This is a genomic window from Herbiconiux sp., assembly GCF_004297105.1.
GTDB lineage: Bacteria > Actinomycetota > Actinomycetes > Actinomycetales > Microbacteriaceae > Herbiconiux.
In genome coordinates, this window is the sequence record NZ_SCVE01000006.1 from 325385 (window position 1) to 345673 (window position 20289).

Consider the following 20289-nt stretch of genomic DNA (forward strand, 5'->3'; position numbering starts at 1 on the left):
TCGTGGGGCATTCAGTACGGCAGCTTTCCGAGTGCCTGGCCGGGCGTCCACTGGCTGATGACGGCCGACGGATCGACCGTGGCCAGAGCGCGCCGGCGCGCCTCCACGGCCGGGGTGGCGGATGGGGCCGAGGTCGCGGATGTGCCCTGAGCCGCGGATGTGCCCTGAGCCGGCCCGGTTGCAGCCGGGGCCGCCTGCACCGCCGGTGAGACGGCAGAGGTCGCAGCGACGCGCTCCTGCTCGAACACGGGCAGGGCGGCATCCGCTTCGATCGCAGTCGCGGCCTCGACACCGGCGTCGGCCCCCACCCGCCGGTCGGCTCCCGCCAGCCGGCCGGTCGACATTCGGAGCAGACGCTCGATCGGGCCGTCTCCGGCGATCAAGCGCCACACCACGGCGAAGCAGGCGCAGGCGGCCGTGACCAGCACGACCGACCCCACCAGCGCGAACGGCGAGTCGGCAGAGAGATCACGGCCGAGAGCTCTCCCGGAGAGCGCGGCGGCGAGTGTCTCAAGGCCTCGACCGCTCGGAGACCCCGCGATCTCGCGCCCCACAGTGTCGCCGACCACGATCAGGACGAGCACGAGTACTCCGCAACTCGCGGCCAGGGAGCCGATGGCCGACAGCGGCGCCAGAGGCCAGCGGAGTGCATCGCCCACGCACAGGCAGAGCGCGATCGTCAGCAGGATGACGCCGCCGGCGGCCACCAGGGCGAGCGGCATGGCCGAGGAGGGCTGGAACCGCAGGAACGGCCGCAGCGGCTCAGGGACCGTGAGGAACGAGAGCAGGAACCTCGACACGACGGCGAGTGCGATACATCCGATTGCGGCCGCTCCGACCAGAAGGCGCGGCTTCCAGCGCCGCAGGTCGAGACGGCCGACGCCCAGCCCGGCGACGAAGAGGCCCGCCCAGGCGAGCGGGGCGTAGGGCGAACCGGTCAGCCACTCGATCAGCGGCACCAGGCGGTCACCCGAAGCGTGCACGGCGGCAGCGAGCGCACCCGACCCCGCACTCGCGACCACCAGCCACACCGGTGCCGTGACGAGCAGTGCGCGCGCCGACATTCCGATGAGCAGCGCGGCGACGCCCGAGAGCACGCCGAGAGTACCGAGCAGCCCCGCATACGGGACGCCCAGGGGCTCGAGCACGGCCGCAAGCACGAGGATGAATGCGGCCCGCAGCAGCAGCCGAAGTCGCGTCTGGACGAGCACCACCCCGGTGGGCGCATCCGGCCCGCCGGCGGCGCGAGCTGTCGCCACGCCCGAGATGATGACGAACGCCAGGGGGACCATCGTGCTGAGGGCAGCCAACATGGCGGACAGGTCGCCCGGGAGCGTCACGCCGGCGGATCGCCCGAGGTCGGAGAGGTAGCCGCTGAGTACCGGAGCGATCGCGTCAGCAGGGGCCGCGACGGAGCGCTGGGCGAAGAGGAGCGCGATGAGCAGAAGGAACGAGGCGCCTCGCGCGAGGTCGAGACCGATGATGCGCTCGGGATGTCCGAAGAGTCGGGCAACGGGGCCCGTGCGCGCCCGCTTCTGACGAAGCTGCGCGATTCCGGCGCTGTATCCCTCGGCGGAGGGCCCAGAGGCAGGTGCGGACGCCGGTGCGGGCGCACCCGAGCGGCGATTGGAAACGGGCATAGGGTCGGGGCTTTCTCACATCGACGGACACATCGATTGAGGAGCCTACCGGAAAAATGGAGATTATATGACCATTACTCATCTTGACGAGGCGGCGTACGATCTCGTGTGCTCAGCTCACGCGAGCGCGGCGCGCACCTCCGGAGCGAGATGCTCCAGCCGCCGGCGGTCGCGGATGGCGACGAAGCCCACGCACACCACCCACACGAGCCAGGGGAAGGTCGCGAGCAATGCGGTGGCTGCTCCCCCGGCCGCGAAGAACGAGTCGGGACTCGTGCCCCCGAACATCGTGGGCACCGAGAGGAGGTTGAGTCCGGCCACCGCGTAGGCGATCCAGCCGGTCCAGCGCGGCAGCGCGTCCGACGCCAAGGTGAGGTAGGCGGCGGATGCGGCCACCAGGGCATTGAGGGTGCATCCGATCGATCCGAACATGAGGGTGTGGCCCACCGTCAGAGCTCGGAGGGACGACGCATCCGGAGTCAGATTCGTGGTGTCGAGCGCCGTGCCGCCTTCCATCGCGTCGCCCACGAGGGTGACCGCGATGAAGAGCAGCCCGGAACCGTACATGATGTTGGCGACCCACTGGAGGTCGGGCCGGGTGTGCGTGATGAGCTGGCGGAATCCCGAGAGGAACACGATCAGGGCCGCCATGAGAAACGTGTCGATGAGGATCGTGAAGAGCGTCTGGTTCGCGGTGCGGGCCATGAACTCGGTGAGCGCCACATCGTCGTCGAGAGGCGGACGGGCACCCACGAGCAGTGCCTGCACGAGGAACTCGGCGAACGTGAGGCCGCCGACGGCGAGAGCGGCGATACCGGTCCAGAGCCGGACATCCGGGTTGAGCCGACCGTTCTTGACGACGGTGATCATGTTCATCGGAGGCCCCCTGCGCTCGGTCGCGATATCGCACTCCGACAGTAGCAAGGGCGGCTCGCCGCCGGGGTCAGCTGTTGCTGGCGCCCCGCCGGATGTAGCGCAGGATGCCCGCGATGATCGCGAGGATCAGGATGACGAGCCCCACCCAGAGCAAGAACTTCGCGGCCTCGACGAAGACACCGAGAAGGAGAAGAACGATTCCGACGACGATTGCGACGATGACGATACCAACCATGCGCCCCACCCTGCCATGATCCGTGCCGAATGGCTCGTACTCCGCTAGGAGGATCTCCACGCCCCCGGAATCGAACCGAGCAGGGGTTGGACCTCAGCCGCGTTCGCGTATCCCACCACCCAGGGGAATCTGCCACTCGAGTCGGGCCACACCAGCTGCAGCGCGTTCACGGATCCGTAGATCTCCTCCACAGCGCTGAGCTCATGTGCGTCGTCGACGCGGATCACCGCGAGCGGGCGATCATCACCCGCGAGCCCGTGGGCCATCTCTCCGGGCACGAACGTCCGACCGTCGTCGATCATCGCGACGGCGATATCGAGGAAGGCCTTGGCGACATCGGGCGGAAGCCCGACGATCACCAATTCGGGGTGCGGCCGGCTGCTCAAGCCGATCGTGTAGGAGAACGGGGGTTCGGACGGCATTCGGCCGGCCAGCACGTGACGAACCGCCCATCCGTATCGCTCCACGAGATCGCGAGTCGCACCGAGGGGGTCCATCTCCGACATCCGCACCTCCCGTTCGAGACATGACTATACCTCGCTTTGCCCTGGCCGGCAGTAGTGGATGCCCGAGTCCGCGCGAAGAGCCGCGCTCCGCGAGCCAATCACGCGACGGACGCTCGGGCATCGAATTCGCGTCAGGCCCATTTCAGCCTCTGCAGCGGCGCGGTCTCATTGAGGACGAAAGGACCAAAGGGGTGAGCGGTGGTCGATGCCTCACTCGGCAGACCAGAGCTCCTCGGCCTCGAGGGTCAGATCGATCAGCTGGCGCAGAAGACCTCCCAGCGATGTCGACCTCAACAGGGTGTACCTGTCGTACTCGCCCAGCGGGGCGATCGCCGCCAGTTGCCAGACGGCTGCGACGGGATCCTCCGACAACTCGATGCCGGCATCGGAGTACGGCTCCGCCATGCGGGCCACCACGCGGCGGACAACCGCTTCGGCCTCGGCCCGCAGGGGTGCGAGCGCTTCAGACCACTCCAGATCCGGCAGCATCGAGAGCTCGGCCCGGGGATACGGGTCCTCGTCGACCCAGCGCTCGACCGTGAACCGCTTGGTCCCCACGCCGACGATCAGGAGGTCTTCGGCGCCCGCGGCGGCGCTCACGAGACGCGCCATCGTCCCGACCGAGGCACGCTGGTCGCCACCCCCGGCTTCGGGTCCGCGCTCGATGAGGACGACGCCGAACTCGAACCCTGGTTCGTCCTCGTCGAGCAATCGCCCGACCATCGTGAGATACCGAGGCTCGAAGACCCGCACCGGGATGGGCGCGAATGGGAACAGCACTGATCCGAGCGGGAACATCGGCGAGGGGGCCATGCTCAAGTGAAGCACCGAAGACATAGGGTGAACAGGTGCCCCGACCGCGACCAGAGATCCCAGGAACGGGACAGGAGTCCGTGTGGGACTACCCGAGGCCGCCACGCATCGAGCGCGTCGACGCGTCTGTCACGATCCGTCTGGGTGGGCAGCTCATCGTCGAGACCCGAGACGTCGTCCGGGTGCTCGAGACCAGCCATCCACCGGTCTACTACCTACCGATCGCGGATTTCGCAGCCGGCACGCTGGTCGACGCGGACGGGTCGTCGTTCTGCGAGTTCAAGGGCAACGCGCGATATCTCGACGTGCGCGGCGGAGGCGAGGTGCGGTCTGCTGGCGCGTGGAACTACCCGCATCCGTCGCCAGGGTTCGAACCGCTCCGAGACCGCGTCGCCGTCTACGCGCAACAGATGGACGAGTGCACAGTCGACGGTGAGGTCGTCACGCCGCAGCCCGGAGGCTTCTACGGCGGCTGGATCACGAGAGCCATCGTCGGACCCTTCAAAGGGTCGCCCGGCTCACAGGGCTGGTGAACGCCGGGGTCACCCACACCGCCAAGCACAACGCCGGTGCGTCGCTCACGATGCCTAGTTGTTGAAGCGGAACTCCACGACGTCGCCGTCTTGCATCACGTAGTCCTTGCCCTCGATGCGGGCCTTGCCCTTGGCGCGCGCCTCGGCGATCGACCCGGTCGCCACGAGGTCGTCGAAGGAGATGATCTCGGCTTTGATGAAGCCCTTCTGGAAGTCGGTGTGGATCACACCCGCCGCCTGAGGGGCCGTCCAGCCCTTGCCGATCGTCCACGCCCGCGATTCCTTGGGACCTGCCGTGAGGTAGGTCTGGAGACCGAGCGTGTCGAAGCCGATCCGCGCCAGCTGGTCGAGGCCGCTCTCCTCCTGGCCCGTCGATGCCAGCATCTCGGCGGCATCGGCCTCGTCGAGGTCGATGAGCTCCGACTCGAGCTTCGCGTCGAGGAAGATCGCCTTCGCCGGGGCGACGAGCGCCGCCAGGGCGTCTTTGCGGGCGGCGTCGTTCAGGATGTCCTCGTCGACATTGAATACGTAGATGAAGGGCTTCGCAGTGAGGAGCCCCAGCTCGCGGATCGGCGCCAGGTCGATCGACGAGGTCGACAGCGGCTTGCCCGTGTCGAGGTACGCCCGCGCCTCCTGAGCCGTCGAGAGCACGATCGGCTCGAGCTTCTTGCCCTTGACCTCCTTCTCGAAGCGCGCTTCCGCCTTCTCGAGGGTCTGCAGGTCGGCCAGGATCAGCTCGGTGTTGATGGTCTCCATGTCGCTCGCGGCGTCGACCTTGCCGTCGACGTGCACCACGTCGGGGTCGGTGAAGCCGCGGATGACCTGGGCGATCGCATCCGCTTCCCGGATGTTGGCGAGGAACTTGTTGCCGAGCCCCTCACCCTCGCTCGCGCCCTTGACGATGCCCGCGATGTCGACGAACGACACGGGGGCGGGCAGGATGCGCTCACTGCCGAAGATGCCCGCCAGCGCCGTGAGGCGCGCATCCGGGAGGTTCACCACGCCCACGTTCGGCTCGATGGTGGCGAACGGGTAGTTCGCCGCCAGAACCTGGTTCTTGGTGAGGGCATTGAACAGGGTGGACTTGCCCACATTGGGCAGCCCGACGATCGCGATAGTAAGAGCCACGGTCGTCCATCCTACGCGGCTGAATCCGTCACTTTCGGCCCCTCAGACGCTCGGGAGGGGCCGGAAGTGACGGATGTGCGCCTCAGTTCTGGGGGAAGCCGAGGTTGATGCCGCCGTGCGACGGGTCGAGCCAGCGCGAGGTGATGGCCTTCTCCTGGGTGTAGAAGCGGAAGCCCGCCGAGCCGTAGGCCTTCGAGTCGCCGAAGATGGAGTCTTTCACGCCACCGAACGAGTGGTAGGCCACGGGCACCGGGATGGGCACGTTGATGCCGATCATGCCGACCTCGACCTCGTTCTGGAAGCGGCGCGCCGCTCCCCCGTCGTTCGTGAAGATCGCCGTGCCGTTGCCGTAGGCGCCATTGTTGATGAGATCGACACCCTCCTCGTAGGAGTGCACGCGCACCACCGACAGCACCGGGCCGAAGATCTCGTCGAGGTACACCTTCGACGTGATCGGCACGTTGTCGATCAGGGTCGGGCCGAGCCAGAAGCCCTCGGCGGCACCATCCACCTCGATGCCGCGTCCGTCGACCACCACGGTGGCCCCGTCGGAGTTCGCGACATCGATGTACGACGCCACCTTGTCGCGGTGCACCTCGGTGACGAGCGGGCCCATGTCGCACGAGCGACGGCCGTCGCCGATCTTCAGCGTCGCCATGCGCTCCTTGATCTTCGCCACCAGCTCGTCGGCGATCGGCTCGACCGCCACGAGCACCGAGATGGCCATGCAGCGCTCGCCCGCCGACCCGAAACCGGCGTTGATGGCGGCATCCGCCGCGAGGTCGAGATCGGCATCCGGAAGCACCAGCATGTGGTTCTTCGCCCCACCCAGCGCCTGCACGCGCTTGCCGTTCTTCGCGGCCGTCTCGTAGATGTACTGCGCGATAGGGGTGGAACCCACGAACGAGATCGCCTTGACGTCGTTGTGGTTCAGCAGACCGTCGACCGCCACCTTGTCGCCGTGCAGCACGTTCAGCACACCATCGGGCAGGCCGGCCTCCGTGAACAACGCCGCCAGCCAGTTCGCGGCCGACGGGTCTTTCTCAGAGGGCTTCAGCACCACCGTGTTGCCCGCCGCGATCGCGATCGGGAAGAACCACAGCGGCACCATCGCCGGGAAGTTGAACGGCGAGATGATGCCGACCACACCGAGCGGCTGCTTCGTGGAGTACACGTCGACCCCCGTCGACACGTTCTCCGAGTACTCGCCCTTCAGCAGGTGCGGGAACCCCGTGGCGAGCTCCACGACCTCGAGCCCGCGGGTGATCTCGCCCGCGGCATCCGACAGCACCTTGCCGTGCTCGGCGGTGAGGATCTCGGCGAGCTCGCCCTTGCGGCTGTTCAGCAACTCGCGGAACGTGAAGATGATCTGCTGACGGCGCGCGATGGAGGTGTCGCGCCAGCCGGGGAAGGCGGCCTTGGCCGAGGCGACGGCCGCCTCGATCTCGGCATCGTCGGCGAGTGCGACGCTCTTCGTCTGAACGCCCAGAGCCGGGTCGAAGACCGGCGCCGTGCGGCCGCTCGTCGAGACGAGCTCCGCTCCGCCGACCCAGTGGTTCACTACGGGAAGTGTGTCTGACATGATTCCTGATTTCCGTTCGTGCGGTGCTTCTGCGGTGCTGCTGCGAGCCCTCGTCGGCGCATCCGCAGCGGATGTTGCTGGCAAGCATAGAGGCTCACCGGCGATGGTGGACGCCGCTGTCGGAGGCCGGTGACACACTGTCAGCATGGATGCACTGCTTCCCCTCCTCCTGGCCCTCGCCATCGGTCTCGCCCTCGGCGCGGTCGCGGGCTGGCTGCTCGCACACAGCCGGCGAACGGATGCGGGTGCCGCCCCGTCCGCCGCAGCCACCGTCGAGCAGGCACTGGTCGAGCGCACCTCCGACCTGGTCGAGGTGCGCGGTCGCGTCGAGTCGCTCGTCGAGGAGCGCGCTGCACTGCAGAGCCGACTGGCAGCCCTCGAAGCGACAGCGGCGGGGCTCCGCGATCAGAGCGAGTCGCTCGTGCTCTCCCACCGGGAGCAGAGCGCACTGTCGCGTGAACAGTACGAGGAGCGCATCGCGTTCGCCCAGTCCCAGGCCCGCGAACGGCTCGACCAGCAAGACGAGCAGTACAAGGCGCAGATCGCGGCCCTCGAGGAGCGGCTCACCGACTTCCAGCGGCGGCTGAAGGAGATCCAGGATGCCGAGGCCTCGCGTGTCGCCGAAGACAGCAAGGTTCTCGTGGCCCTGTCTCCCGTGCGCGAGAGCCTCCAGGCCGTGCAGGCGAAAGTGGTCGAACTCGAGACGCAGCGCCAGCAGCAGTACGGCGAGCTCTCGCAGCAGCTGAAGTCGGCCACGGAGTCGGAGGAGCGGCTCCGCTCCACGGCGGAGTCGCTGGCATCCGCCCTCCGGTCCAACAGCACGCGCGGTGTGTGGGGCGAGACGCAGCTGCGCAGCGTGGTGGAGGCGGCGGGGCTCATCGAGCGCGTCGACTTCGATGTGCAGACCTCGATCGTGAGCGACTCCGGTGCGGGCCGCCCTGACATGGTGGTGCACCTCCCGGGCGGCAAGAACATCGCGGTCGACGCGAAGGTGCCGTTCGACGCCTACCTCGAGGCTTCGGCGATTCCCGCATCCGCCACCGGGCTCGACGGCGACCGGCGCACCCAGCTCATGAAGAAGCACGTGTCCGCGCTGCGCGCACACATCACGGCGCTCGGCACGAAGGGCTACTGGAACGGGTTGGAGGCGTCGCCCGAGCTCGTGATCGCCTTCATCCCGAGCGAGTCGCTGGTGTCGTCGGCGCTCGAGGCCGATCCGTCGATCATGGAGTTCGCCTTCGGCAAGAAGGTGGCGCTCGCGTCGCCGGTCACCCTGTGGTCGGTGCTCAAGACGGTGGCGTTCAGCTGGCAGCAAGACGTTCTCACGCAGGAGGCCCGTCAGCTCTTCGACCTCAGCCAGCAGCTCTACACGCGCCTCGGCAAGACCGCGACGCACATCGACAAGCTGGGCAACACCATCGAACGCTCGGTGAAGGACTACAACGCCTTCATCGGCTCGTTCGAACGCCAGGTGTACCCCACCGCCCGCAAGCTGGCGGCGCTCTCGAGCGACAACCTCTTCCCCGAGCGCGATGCGATCGAGGAGGCTCCTCGGGAGATCACGGGCCGCGAACTCCTCGCCGAGCTCGAGGCGCCGGCCGCCCTCGACGCGCCGGCCGCCGCGCCTGAGCCCCAGGCCTCCCGCGCCCCCGCATCCGTCGGAGCAGAATCCAGCGACCCCGACGGCGAAGTCGAGTCCGACCACGACTTCGAGGAATCAGAGGAGGAGCGCGTCGCCGCAGTCGAACGCGCGGTGGCCGAGCTCGACGCCCTCGGCGGCGGCTCCCCCGACCGCGACGTGGCCTACCTCGACACCGAGCACGCCCGCGTCATCGAACTCGACCTCGACCTCGACGACGACAAGAAGTCCGGCACAGACAACGCCTGACCCTCCCCGCGGACAACGACAAACGTCGCGCCAACCCACCCCCAACAGGGGCGAGGTAGGCGCGACGTTTGTGTAACTCCGCCACGAACAGCCCCCAGACACGATCTCACGGGACAATCCCAAACGTCGCGCCAACCCACGCCGCATAGGGCGAGGTCAGCGCGACGTTTGTCCGAACCCGCGGGAACAGCCACAACACGGGTGGCCTGCATTCCCACACAGTGAACGGCGCGTAGGTCGGGCGTGGGGATTTCGTGCTCCCGCCGCCTTTGAGCTCCGCTCAACCCTTAGGCGGGAGTGCGAAATCCCCACGCCCGACCGCTCAACCCTTAGGCGGGAGTGCGAAATCCCCACGCCCGACCGCTCACCCCTTAAGCGGGAGTGCGAAATCCCCACGCCCGACCGACGCCCCGCGGGGCCCCTAAAGCCACTTGGAGACCAGGTGGTCCGCCTCGATCCGCCGGATGGTGCCCGAGTGCGAACGCAGCACGATCGACTCGGTGCGGATGATGGGCCCCAGGCGCTTGACGCCCGCCACGAGCCCGCCATCCGTCACGCCCGTCGCCACGAAGAACGTGTTGTCGCCCTTCACGAGGTCGTCGGCCGTGTAGAGCATGTCGATGTCGAGCCCGGCGTCGATGCCCTTCTGCCGCTCGTCGTCGTCTTTCGGGGCGAGCCGGGTCTGGATGAACCCGCCGAGCGCCTTGATGGCGCACGCCGTGGCCACGCCCTCGGGGCTGCCGCCGATACCCACGCACATGTCGATGCGCGTGCCGTAGCGGGCCGCGTTGATGCCGCCCGCGACGTCGCCGTCGAGCATGAGGCGGGTGCCGGCGCCCGCGGCGCGGATGTCGTCGATGAGCTGCTGGTGCCGCGGCCGGTCGAGCACGGCCACGCGGATGTCGCCCACCTCCTTGCCCTTGGCCTTCGCCAGCGCGCGGATGTTGTCGCCGATGGGCCGGTCGATGTCGATCACGCCGATGCCGTCGGCATCCGTGACGATCTTGTTCATGTAGAACACCGAGGAGGCGTCGAGCATGGTGCCCCGATCGGATGCGGCCAGCATCGAGATGGCGTTCTGCCGGCCCGACGCGGTGAGCGAGGTGCCGTCGATCGGGTCGACCGCGATGTCGCAGGCGGGGCCACGGCCGGTACCGACCTCTTCGCCGTTGAACAGCATGGGCGCCTCGTCTTTCTCGCCCTCACCGATCACGATCACGCCGGCGAAGTCGACCGTGCCGAGGAAGGCGCGCATCGCATCCACCGCTGCGCCGTCGGCGGCGTTCTTGTCGCCCTTGCCGATGAACGGCTGAGCCCGGATCGCGGCAGCCTCGGTGGCTCGTACGAGCTCCAGCGCGAGGTTGCGGTCGGGGTGTTCGTAGAGAGGAGCGCTGTCAGCGGTCATGGGGATTCCTTCCTCGGAGTGCCTCGATCAGCCTATCGGGCCGCGCATCCGGCCCGCCGCGCCGGTTCCGGGGCCCCGTCTCTCACTAGACTCAGGAGGGAACGGCACAGGCCGGCGCGCCGCGATCGCGCGCCCACCAAAGGAGATGACATGCCCATTGCAACCCCCGACCAGTATGCAGAGATGCTCGATAAGGCCAAGGCCGGCGGCTTCGCCTACCCCGCGGTCAACGTCTCGTCATCGCAGACCCTGAACGCCGTGCTGCAGGGCCTCGCCGACGCCGGTTCGGACGGCATCATCCAGGTCACCACCGGCGGTGCCGACTACTTCGCCGGCCAGAGCGTCAAGGCCCGCGCCACCGGCGCTCTCGCCTTCGCCGCGTTCGCCCACCAGGTGGCGAAGAACTACCCCATCACCGTCGCGCTGCACACCGACCACTGCCCGAAGCCGGCCCTCGCCGACTTCGTCTACCCTCTCATCGAGGCCTCCGAGGCCGAGGTCAAGGCCGGCCGCGAGCCGATCTTCCAGTCGCACATGTGGGACGGCTCGGCCGTTCCGCTCGAGGAGAACCTCGAGATCGCGGTCGACGTGCTGAAGCGCATGAAGGCCATCAACGCCATCCTCGAGGTCGAGATCGGTGTCGTCGGCGGCGAAGAAGACGGTGTCGCCCATGAGATCAACGAGCACCTGTACACCACGCTCGACGACGCCACGAAGACCGTCGAGGCCCTCGGCCTCGGCGAGAACGGCCGGTACATGGCCGCCCTCACCTTCGGCAACGTGCACGGCGTCTACAAGCCCGGCGGCGTGAAGCTGAAGCCGGAACTGCTGGGCGAGATCCAGGCCGGCCTCACCGAGAAGTTCGGTCACGGCCCGAAGCCGCTCGACCTCGTCTTCCACGGCGGATCGGGCTCCTCCGACGCCGAGATCGCCGAGGCCGTCGCCAACGGCGTCGTGAAGATGAACATCGACACCGACACCCAGTACGCCTTCACCCGCGACATCGCCGGCTGGATGTTCACGAACTACGACGGCGTGCTGAAGCTCGACGGCGAGGTGGGCAACAAGAAGGTCTACGACCCCCGCGCCTGGGGCAAGAGCGCCGAGAGCGCCATGGCCGCCCGCGTGGTCGAGGCCACCCAGCAGCTCGGCTCCGCCGGGCACTCGGGCAAGTGACAGGCCGACCCACCACAATGAGGGTGACCCCCTCACTGGAGAACGCGTGACCGACGAACGACCGAAACCGAAGTACGGAGAACTGGCCCCCGAGGGCTGGGTCTGGCAGCCGCCTCACCAGGCGACCCCGGATGCGGACGCGCCGTCCGCTTCTCCGGCTCCGGCGCCGGCCTCGTCGGGGCGCCCGGCCGTCGCTGCGCGGCAGGCACCGGCGGCCGCTGCCGATGGTTCCCAGAAGCCCGTCGCCGTCGGAGACCTCGTCTTCACCGTCATCCTGCTCGTCATCGGGTTCTTCGCCACGGCCAACACGGTCACGAGCCTGCTGACCTTGCCGTCGATCATCCAAGAGGTGCTCGACACGCAGAACCTCGACGTCACCTACACGGCCACCACCGCCGGCACCCTTCTCGGGGTGGTGGGTTCGGTGCTCACCGTGCTGCTGTACGGCCTCGCCGTATGGCTGTCGGTGAAGGCGGTGCGTGCCCGGCGTACGGCGTTCTACATCCCCTTGGGCGTGGCCGTACTCAGCTTCATGCTGCTGTTCTTCGTGCTGATCCTGGCGTTCTTCGCCGACGGCGCGATCGTCAACGCCATTCTCGACAGCTCACCCCGGCCGTAGCGCGGATCAGTCGGCCTCAGGCGCGGTGACGGCCGCCCAGCGCACGCGCGTCCTTCGCGCCGGAGGTGTCGCGGCGCAGCTCCTTCGGCAGGGAGAACACGAGGTCTTCCTCCGCCGTCTGCACCGTCTCGATGTCGCCGTAACCGGCACCTGCGAGGTCGTCGAGCAGCTCCTGCACGAGCACCTCGGGCACCGAGGCGCCGGAGGTCACCCCCACCGTCTCGACGCCGTCGAGCCACTCCTGCTTCACCTCGTGGGCGTAGTCGACGCGGTACGCGGCCTTGGCCCCGTATTCCAGCGCGACCTCGACGAGGCGCACCGAGTTCGACGAGTTCGCCGAGCCCACCACGATCACGAGGTCGGCGCCCTGCGCCACCTTCTTGATGGCCACCTGACGGTTCTGGGTGGCGTAGCAGATGTCGTCGGACGGCGGATCCTGAAGGTTCGGGAACTTCTCCCGCAGACGGCGCACGGTCTCCATGGTCTCGTCGACCGAGAGCGTGGTCTGCGAGAGCCACACCACCTTGTCGGGGTCTTTGACCTCGATGTCGGCCACCGCATCCGGGCTGCCGACGAGCGTGATGTGCTCGGGCGCCTCCCCCGCGGTGCCCTCGACCTCTTCGTGACCCTCGTGGCCGATCAACAGGATCTCGAAGTCGTCGCGCGCGAAGCGCACGGCTTCACGGTGCACCTTCGTGACGAGCGGGCAGGTGGCGTCGATGGCCTGGAGGCCTCGATCGGCGGCACCCTGAACGACCGCGGGAGAGACCCCGTGCGCCGAGAACACGACGTGGGCGCCCGCGGGCACCTCGTCGACCTCCTCGACGAAGATGGCGCCGCGCTTCTCGAGCGTGGAGACGACGTGCACGTTGTGCACGATCTGCTTGCGCACATAGACGGGGGCGCCGTAGTTCTCGAGAGCCTTCTCGACGGCGACGACCGCCCGGTCGACTCCCGCGCAGTAGCCGCGGGGAGCCGCCAGCAGAACGCGCTTGTGGCCCGCGACCGGGTTGTCTTTGAGCCGGTTGCGAACGCCGGGAATCCGGGGCATCGGAAGGCTGATGGTCGTGGGATTGCTCACGGAACGAGTGTACTTGGCCTCGGCTGGGTAGGGACCCGGGGCTCCGGATGCGCACATCCGCTCACCGAGGGCAGTCCTCCACAGGTCACCCGCCACCACCTCCGATGGCGGCGGCGTGTGGAAAGGTGGAGCCCGTGACCGATTCACCCGCCCCCGACGTCTCCGGGCCGCCGACCGCCGAGAACCCATGGCCCGTCGGCGAGCTCGCGCAGAAGGTGCGCGCCTACATCGACCGTCTCGGCACCGCGTGGGTCGAGGGTGAGATCACGCAGTGGGGCGTCTCGGGCGGCAACGTCTACGGCAAGCTGAAAGACCTCGCGGTCGACGCCACCATCGGCTTCACCATCTGGTCGTCGGTGAAGGCGCGCATCCCGGCCGATCTGAAGCAGGGCGACCGGGTGATCGCGCTCATCAAGCCCAACTACTGGGTCAAGGGCGGCAGCCTCACCATGCAGGTCTACGAGATGCGGCACGTGGGCCTCGGCGATCTGCTCGAACGGCTCGAGCGCCTGAAGGCGCAGCTGGCAGCCGAAGGGCTCTTCGACGCCGGCCGTAAGAAACCGCTGCCCTTCCTCCCCTCCGGCGTCGGGCTCATCACGGGCAAAGACAGCGACGCCGAGAAAGACGTGCTGCGCAACGCCCAGTTGCGCTGGCCCTCGGTGCGCTTCCGCGTCGTCCACGCGGCGGTCCAGGGTGATCGCACGGCACGCGAGGTCGTGAACGCCATCGAACTGCTCGACGCCGATCCCGAGATCGACGTCATCATCGTGGCCCGTGGCGGCGGCGACTTCCAGAACCTCCTGGGCTTCAGCGACGAGAGCGTGATCCGTGCCGCGGCCGCTGCCACGACTCCGATCGTGAGCGCCATCGGCCATGAGGCCGACCAGCCGCTTCTCGACTTCGTGGCCGATCTGCGCGCTTCCACACCGACGGATGCGGCGAAGCGCGTCGTGCCCGATGTCACCGAGGAGCGGCACCGCGTCGACCAGGCGCGGCTGCGCATCCGGGGTCGTGTCTCGTCGATCGTGGCGATGGAGATCGACCGCATCGCCCAGGTGCGGTCGCGGCCGGCTCTCGCGAACGCGGGCTGGATCATCGATCACCGCTCCGAAGACCTCACCCGCTACGTCGCCCGCGGCGAAGAGCTCGTCACCCGGGTGATCGAGCGCGAACGCAATCAGGTGCGCGAACTGGCCGGGCACCTGCGGGCCCTCTCGCCCCAACGCACCCTCGACCGGGGCTACGCCATCGTGCAGGCCGCGAGCGGTGGGGGGGCGGGCCACATCGTGAGGTCGGCGACCGATGCTCCCGCCGACACCCGGCTCACCATCACGGTGGCCGAGGGAGCCCTCGACGCCGTCTCATCCGGGGCTCACGGCGACGACTCGCCCCGAGGGAATCGGTAGGATCGGAGTATGGCTTCTTCGCCCGTCTCCGCCGGATCCGGCACCCCTGCCGCACCCGCCGACGTTCAGGCACTCAGCTACGAGCAGGCGCGCGACGAGCTCGTGCGCGTGGTCAACGAGCTGGAGCAGGGCTCGGCCACGCTCGAGCAGTCGCTGGCTCTCTGGGAGCGCGGCGAGGCGCTCGCCTCGCGGTGCGAGGAGTGGCTCATCGGTGCGAAAGCCCGCCTCGACGCCGCTCGCGGTGCGGTCGCGGAATAGGGCGGTCGCCGAGATGGAGCAGCCCCATGGCTAAGAACGATCAGCCGCGAGTCGTGGCCGAGCTCGGCCGCCCCGAGACGCCCGACGAGACCGCGGCCCGCAAGGCGGAACAGTCCCGGCTCTATCGCGACCGCAAGACGCTGCGCAACCTCATCTACGCCCTCCTGGTGTCGGTGGGGCTCGTGGCCGTGATCGTGTTCCTGGTGCCGCGCACCGACACCTCCTTGCTGCCGGATGTCGACTTCACCCAGGTGGCGGCCGGTGCGCAGAGCTCCATGCCCATTCCGCTCGCGGTGCCCGAGCTCCCCGAGGGCTGGACGTCGAACGCGGCCGAGATCCGCACGGCCACCCGCGACGAGGTGGTCTCGTGGTACATCGGTCTCATCACGCCGGGCAACCAGTTCCTGGGCCTCACGCAGGCGGTCGACGCGAACCCGAGTTGGCTGGCCGACCAGGTGGCCCAGGGGTACGCATCCGGAGTCGTCACCATCGACGGCGTGGAATGGACCATCTATGACAACCGCTCGTCGACCGCGGATGTCGGCAACGCGAAGTACGCCATGAGCACGGAGTCGGCGCACACCACGTACGTGCTCGCGGGCGGCGCCGATCCGGCCGACTTCGAGACCGTGGCGCGCGCGATCAGCGCCAATGTGCTCGCCCAGCAGAGCACCGTCATCGACGACTCGACCACCGACACGACCTCTGGAGGCAACGGCTGATGCCCGACACCGAGAAGTCCACCACGCCCGCCCGAGTGTGGGCCACGATGGTGCGCGGTAACGAGCGCTTCATCGCCGGCACTCCGAAGCACCCGCGGCAAGACGTCGAGACCCGCGCCGAGCTGGCACACCTGCAGACTCCGCGCGCAGCGCTTTTCGGCTGCGCCGATTCGCGCCTGGCCGCCGAGATCATCTTCGACCTCGGGCTCGGCGACCTCTTCGTGGTGCGCAACGCGGGCCAGGTCATCTCCGAGTCGGTCATCGGCAGCCTCGAGTACGCGGTGGAGGTTCTCGGTGTCGCGCTGATCGTCGTGCTCGGCCACGACGAGTGCGGCGCCGTGCGGGCCGCGATCGATTCGCAGCTGCCGGATGCGGCGCCGCTTCCCCCGCACATCCAGAGTCTCGTGCAACAGATCGTGCCCGCCATCGCGAAGGTGCCGGCCGATCGGGCCGACGACGGCTCACTCCTCTCCGCACCCGATGCGGGAGACGTGGGCCGCGAACATCTCCGTGACACCGTGGGCGAGCTGCTGGAGTCGTCGGAGATCATCACGGCGGCGGTCGCGGAGGGTAGATTGGCTGTGGTCGGCGCCAACTACCGCCTTGCGGAAGGCCGTGCCGTGCCCGACCTGGTCATCGGCGACATCTGACCACCAGACCTGCTTCTGCTTCGGCCGTCGGCTCGACCGGCGAGCCACGCATCCGCACCGAACATCCACGAACATTCACGACGCCCGGGCACTGGGCCCGCGGCTTGAGGAAAGGACGACCACACAGTGGTGGAGAACGCTCCCGAGACCGAGTACCGCATCGAGCACGACACCATGGGCGAGGTGCGGGTGCCCGCATCCGCTCTCTACGGCGCTCAGACGCAGCGTGCGGTCGAGAACTTCCCCGTCTCGGGCGACGGGCTCGAGCCCGCGCAGATCGCGGCGCTCGCCCGCATCAAGAAGGCGGCAGCCATCGCCAACGCGAAGCTCGGCGTGCTCGACCAGGGCATCGCGGATGCCATCGCCTCAGCCGCCGACCGGGTGATCACGGGCGAGTTCGACGACACCGACTTCCCGATCGACGTCTACCAGACGGGTTCGGGCACGTCGTCGAACATGAACATGAACGAGGTGCTCTCCTCGCTCGCCACCGCCTCGCTCGGTTCGACCGTTCATCCGAACGACCACGTGAACGCCTCGCAGTCGTCGAACGACGTGTTCCCCACGTCGGTGCACGTGGCGGTCACGGGCGCGCTCATCCATGACCTCATCCCGTCGCTCGAGCACCTCGCCTCAGCGCTGGAGGAAAAAGCGGTGCTGTGGGCCGGCGCCGTGAAGTCGGGCCGTACGCACCTCATGGATGCGACTCCCGTCACCCTCGGCCAGGAGTTCGGCGGCTACGCCATGCAGATCCGCCTCGGCATCGAGCGTGTGAAGTCGGCGCTCCCCCGCGTCGCCGAGGTTCCGCTCGGCGGCACCGCGGTCGGCACGGGCATCAACACTCCCGCCGGCTTCCCGCAGCTCGTGATCGCGCTTCTCGCCGACGAGACCGGCCTGCCGATCACCGAAGCCCGCGACCACTTCGAGGCGCAGGGTGCCCGCGACTCGCTGGTGGAGGCATCCGGTGCCCTGCGGGTGCTCGCCGTGTCGCTCACGAAGATCTGCAACGACCTGCGCTGGATGGGATCGGGCCCGAACACCGGCATCGGCGAGCTGCACATCCCCGACCTTCAGCCCGGGTCGTCGATCATGCCCGGCAAGGTCAACCCGGTCATTCCCGAAGCGGTGCTGATGGTGTGCTCGCGCGTCATCGGTAACGACGCCTCGATCGCGTGGTCGGGCGCATCCGGAGCGTTCGAGCTCAACGTGGCCATCCCGGTGATGGGCACCGCGCTGCTCGAGTCGATCCGCCTGCTGTCGAACTCGGCCGTGCTGCTCGCCGACAAGACGGTGGCGGGTCTGGAGGCGAACCTCGAGCGCGCCCGCGCGCTGGCCGAGTCGTCGCCGTCGATCGTCACCCCGCTCAACCGCATCATCGGCTACGAGGCCGCGGCGAAGATCGCGAAGCACTCGGTGGCCAAGGGCATCACGGTGCGCGAGGCCGTCATCGACCTCGGCTTCGTGGAGCGCGGCGAGGTCACCCTCGAGCAGCTCGACGCGGCCCTCGACGTGCTCTCGATGACCCGCCCGCCGGCCGCGAAGTAGCCCCTCCCTTCCCTCTCCCCCTCGGAAACGACGGAGTCTCCCGGTACTGACGGGCCCAGACTCCGTCGTTTCCGCGTTTCGGGGCGAAACTCCGTCGTTTCCGTGGCTAGATGAGGCCGGATGCCGCGGCCGCCCAGAAGGCGGCCAGCAGGGGCGGGCCGAAGGGGACTCGTGCGCGTGCCGGTGGAGTTCGCGCCACCAGCTCCGCAACGATCAGGGCAGCGAGCACGACGGCACCCGCAACGAGGCCGCGGGCCACCGGGCCAGGATGCTCGAACACGTCCATCATCCCGGCCGTGCCACCCAACCAGGCACCCAACTTGACGTCGCCCATGCCGACGGCGCCGAGCATCCACCCGGTGGACAGCAGCACGCCCGCGACTCCGGCACCGACCAGCCCGCCGAGAGCACGACCAGGTTCCGCCAGCGCCGCCCACACCAGCGCCCACCCGAGCAGCATCAGCCCCGGCACCACGAGGGCATTCGGCAAACGCCGCGTGCGCACATCCGTCACCGCAAGCGGCACCGTCACCAGGGCCAGGTAGCCCACCGGCACCACCCAGGGCCCGATGTCTCCGAGGTTCAGAGGCCCGACCATCCGCTCACGCTACGAGCCCCGGATGCCTCCGCCACCGTCATCCTCAGCAAAAAGCCCGACCGCCTCGCGAAGGCCACCTGTGCAGGACAAGTGACCCCTCGCGCGACGGCCGGGTCGGAGGGTCGGAGGGCCTACGCCAGTTCGTTCGACTCCAGCATCTCGGTGACGAGAGCGGCGATCGCCGAGCGCTCCGAGCGGGTGAGCGTGATGTGCCCGAAGAGCGAGTGGCCCTTCAACGTCTCGATCACGGATGCGACGCCGTCGTGCCGACCCACGCGCAGGTTGTCGCGCTGGGCCACGTCGTGCGTGAGCACCACGCGCGAGTTCTGCCCGATGCGCGAGAGCACCGTGAGCAGCACGTTGCGCTCGAGCGACTGCGCCTCATCCACGATCACGAAGGCATCGTGCAGCGACCGGCCCCGGATGTGGGTCAGCGGCAGCACCTCGAGGATGCCCCGGTCGATCACCTCATCGAGAACGTTCTGCGACACCAGCGAACCGAGCGTGTCGAACACGGCCTGAGCCCACGGGTTCATCTTCTCCGCGGCATCGCCCGGCAGGAAGCCGAGCTCCTGCCCGCCCACCGCGTAGAGCGGCCGGAAGACCATGATCTTCTTGTGCTGCTGCTTCTCGAGCACCGCTTCAAGACCGGCGCAGAGGGCCAGAGCGGACTTCCCCGTACCGGCTCGACCCCCGAGCGACACGATTCCGACCTCGGGGTCGAGCAGCATGTCGATGGCGATGCGCTGCTCGGCCGACCGGCCGTGCAGCCCGAACACGTCGCGGTCGCCGCGCACGAGCTGGAACGAGTCGCGCCCGGTGACCCGGCCGAGAGCCGAACCGCGGTCGGAGTGGATGACGAGACCCGTGTTGATGGGCATGTCGCGCACCAGCGGTGTGCTGAGCTGCTCGTCGTCGTAGAGCCTCGCCATGGCATCCGACCCGAGCGTGATGTCGTCGAGACCGGTCCAGCCGGAGTCCACGGCGAGTTCGGCGCGGTACTCCTCGGCCGCCAGGCCGATCGATGCGGCTTTCACACGCAACGGGAGGTCTTTCGACACCACAGTGACGGTCAGACCGTCGTTCGAGAGGTTCTGCGCCACCGCCAGGATGCGGGTGTCGTTGTCGCCGAGTTGGAGTCCGGATGGGAGCACCGAGGTGTTGGAGTGGTTGAGCTCGACCCGCAACGAGCCGCCTTCGGTGCCGACCGAGATCGGGAAGTCGAGGCGTTCGTGCTTGATGCGCAGTTCATCGAGATTGCGCAGCGCCTGGCGGGCGAAGTAGCCGATCTCGGGATCGTTGCGCTTCGACTCGAGCTCGGTGATGACGATCACCGGGAGGACGACGGCGTGTTCGGCGAATCGGAAGATCGCCTTCGGATCAGACAGAAGAACCGAGGTGTCCAGTACGTAGGTCACCTCGGCCGTGTTCGTGGAATCCGTCGTGTGGGTGGTGCTTCGTGCATCCTTTCCGGTGCTGGTCCCGCTGGGCTCTTGAGTCATGGGCTCGGCCACATTCACTCCAACCCCGAGCGCTGGGCGCTCGGATCAGTAGGCGATCGGGCCACAGTGGAGGTCGGTCGAAACGTACTTATGTGGCCGTCTCGATCAGGCGCCATGCCTGATGAC

20 protein-coding genes are annotated in these 20289 nt (G+C 68.3%); 9 read left to right on the top strand and 11 right to left on the bottom strand.

Annotated elements, in window-relative coordinates; translation table 11 throughout:
* Positions 1-11 precede the first annotated feature (11 nt).
* The 5 genes from EPO52_RS02995 to EPO52_RS03015 all read right to left on the bottom strand — a co-directional run bounded on the left by EPO52_RS02995 (position 12) and on the right by EPO52_RS03015 (position 4070).
* Positions 12-1640: a hypothetical protein gene (locus EPO52_RS02995; protein WP_290801677.1), complete on the bottom strand. Its 1629-nt coding sequence runs from the start codon at positions 1638-1640 to the stop codon at positions 12-14.
* A gap of 117 nt (positions 1641-1757) precedes the next feature.
* Positions 1758-2516, bottom strand: a complete 759-nt coding sequence (locus EPO52_RS03000) for a hypothetical protein (protein WP_290801680.1) — start codon at positions 2514-2516, stop codon at positions 1758-1760.
* A gap of 67 nt (positions 2517-2583) precedes the next feature.
* Entirely contained in the window at positions 2584-2751 is a 168-nt protein-coding gene (locus tag EPO52_RS03005) for a hypothetical protein (RefSeq protein WP_290801683.1), read from the bottom strand.
* Positions 2752-2795: 44 nt separating this feature from the next.
* Positions 2796-3257, bottom strand: a complete 462-nt coding sequence (locus tag EPO52_RS03010; protein ID WP_290801686.1) for a DUF4262 domain-containing protein — start codon at positions 3255-3257, stop codon at positions 2796-2798.
* 210 nt (positions 3258-3467) lie between these two features.
* The gene (locus EPO52_RS03015; RefSeq protein ID WP_290801689.1) at positions 3468-4070 is read right to left on the bottom strand and encodes an LON peptidase substrate-binding domain-containing protein; all 603 of its coding nucleotides are present in this window, start codon (positions 4068-4070) and stop codon (positions 3468-3470) included.
* A 35-nt stretch (positions 4071-4105) separates the two neighbouring features.
* Here EPO52_RS03015 and EPO52_RS03020 point away from each other — a divergent pair, with 35 nt between their 5' ends.
* Complete coding sequence (locus EPO52_RS03020) at positions 4106-4603, top strand: DUF427 domain-containing protein (RefSeq protein ID WP_290801692.1); 498 nt, start codon at positions 4106-4108, stop codon at positions 4601-4603.
* Positions 4604-4657: 54 nt separating this feature from the next.
* On the opposite strand, the gene ychF is transcribed toward EPO52_RS03020, so the two are convergent.
* Together ychF and EPO52_RS03030 are read right to left on the bottom strand one after the other, a co-directional pair.
* On the bottom strand, positions 4658-5731 hold the full coding sequence (gene ychF, locus EPO52_RS03025) for a redox-regulated ATPase YchF (protein WP_290801695.1): 1074 nt from the start codon (positions 5729-5731) through the stop codon (positions 4658-4660).
* A gap of 82 nt (positions 5732-5813) precedes the next feature.
* Positions 5814-7313, bottom strand: a complete 1500-nt coding sequence (locus EPO52_RS03030) for a CoA-acylating methylmalonate-semialdehyde dehydrogenase (RefSeq protein WP_290801698.1) — start codon at positions 7311-7313, stop codon at positions 5814-5816.
* A 145-nt stretch (positions 7314-7458) separates the two neighbouring features.
* Between EPO52_RS03030 and rmuC the strand changes: the two genes are divergently transcribed.
* Positions 7459-9201, top strand: coding sequence for a DNA recombination protein RmuC (rmuC, locus tag EPO52_RS03035; RefSeq protein ID WP_290801701.1), 1743 nt, complete (start codon positions 7459-7461; stop codon positions 9199-9201).
* Positions 9202-9622: 421 nt separating this feature from the next.
* Here rmuC and glpX read toward each other — a convergent pair whose 3' ends face one another.
* Positions 9623-10606: a class II fructose-bisphosphatase gene (gene glpX / locus EPO52_RS03040; RefSeq protein ID WP_290801704.1), complete on the bottom strand. Its 984-nt coding sequence runs from the start codon at positions 10604-10606 to the stop codon at positions 9623-9625.
* Positions 10607-10756: 150 nt separating this feature from the next.
* Between glpX and fbaA the strand changes: the two genes are divergently transcribed.
* Positions 10757-11782: a class II fructose-bisphosphate aldolase gene (fbaA, locus tag EPO52_RS03045; protein ID WP_290801707.1), complete on the top strand. Its 1026-nt coding sequence runs from the start codon at positions 10757-10759 to the stop codon at positions 11780-11782.
* Positions 11783-11828: 46 nt separating this feature from the next.
* Complete coding sequence (locus EPO52_RS03050) at positions 11829-12401, top strand: DUF6264 family protein (protein WP_290801709.1); 573 nt, start codon at positions 11829-11831, stop codon at positions 12399-12401.
* A 16-nt stretch (positions 12402-12417) separates the two neighbouring features.
* Here the strand turns inward: EPO52_RS03050 and EPO52_RS03055 are convergent, their stop codons facing one another.
* Positions 12418-13452 carry a 4-hydroxy-3-methylbut-2-enyl diphosphate reductase gene (locus EPO52_RS03055; protein WP_290801817.1) on the bottom strand — a complete coding sequence of 345 codons (1035 nt, stop codon included), beginning with the start codon at positions 13450-13452 and terminating at the stop codon, positions 12418-12420.
* Between the two features lie 164 nt (positions 13453-13616).
* Here EPO52_RS03055 and xseA point away from each other — a divergent pair, with 164 nt between their 5' ends.
* The 5 genes from xseA (at position 13617) to EPO52_RS03080 (ending at position 18063) form a co-directional block, all read left to right on the top strand.
* Positions 13617-14888, top strand: coding sequence for an exodeoxyribonuclease VII large subunit (gene xseA, locus EPO52_RS03060; protein ID WP_290801712.1), 1272 nt, complete (start codon positions 13617-13619; stop codon positions 14886-14888).
* A gap of 9 nt (positions 14889-14897) precedes the next feature.
* A complete protein-coding gene (locus tag EPO52_RS03065) occupies positions 14898-15146 on the top strand; it encodes an exodeoxyribonuclease VII small subunit (protein ID WP_290801714.1) in 249 nt (82 codons plus the stop codon).
* A gap of 26 nt (positions 15147-15172) precedes the next feature.
* Entirely contained in the window at positions 15173-15868 is a 696-nt protein-coding gene (locus tag EPO52_RS03070) for a DUF4245 domain-containing protein (protein WP_290801717.1), read from the top strand.
* Positions 15868-16518, top strand: a complete 651-nt coding sequence (locus tag EPO52_RS03075; protein ID WP_290801719.1) for a carbonic anhydrase — start codon at positions 15868-15870, stop codon at positions 16516-16518. The genes EPO52_RS03070 and EPO52_RS03075 overlap by 1 nt, the downstream gene beginning before the upstream one ends.
* A gap of 126 nt (positions 16519-16644) precedes the next feature.
* A complete protein-coding gene (locus EPO52_RS03080; protein ID WP_290801722.1) occupies positions 16645-18063 on the top strand; it encodes a class II fumarate hydratase in 1419 nt (472 codons plus the stop codon).
* A 106-nt stretch (positions 18064-18169) separates the two neighbouring features.
* Here EPO52_RS03080 and EPO52_RS03085 read toward each other — a convergent pair whose 3' ends face one another.
* On the bottom strand, positions 18170-18661 hold the full coding sequence (locus tag EPO52_RS03085; protein WP_290801725.1) for a prepilin peptidase: 492 nt from the start codon (positions 18659-18661) through the stop codon (positions 18170-18172).
* 131 nt (positions 18662-18792) lie between these two features.
* A complete protein-coding gene (locus EPO52_RS03090; protein ID WP_290801728.1) occupies positions 18793-20163 on the bottom strand; it encodes a PhoH family protein in 1371 nt (456 codons plus the stop codon).
* Between the last annotated feature and the right edge of the window lie 126 nt (positions 20164-20289).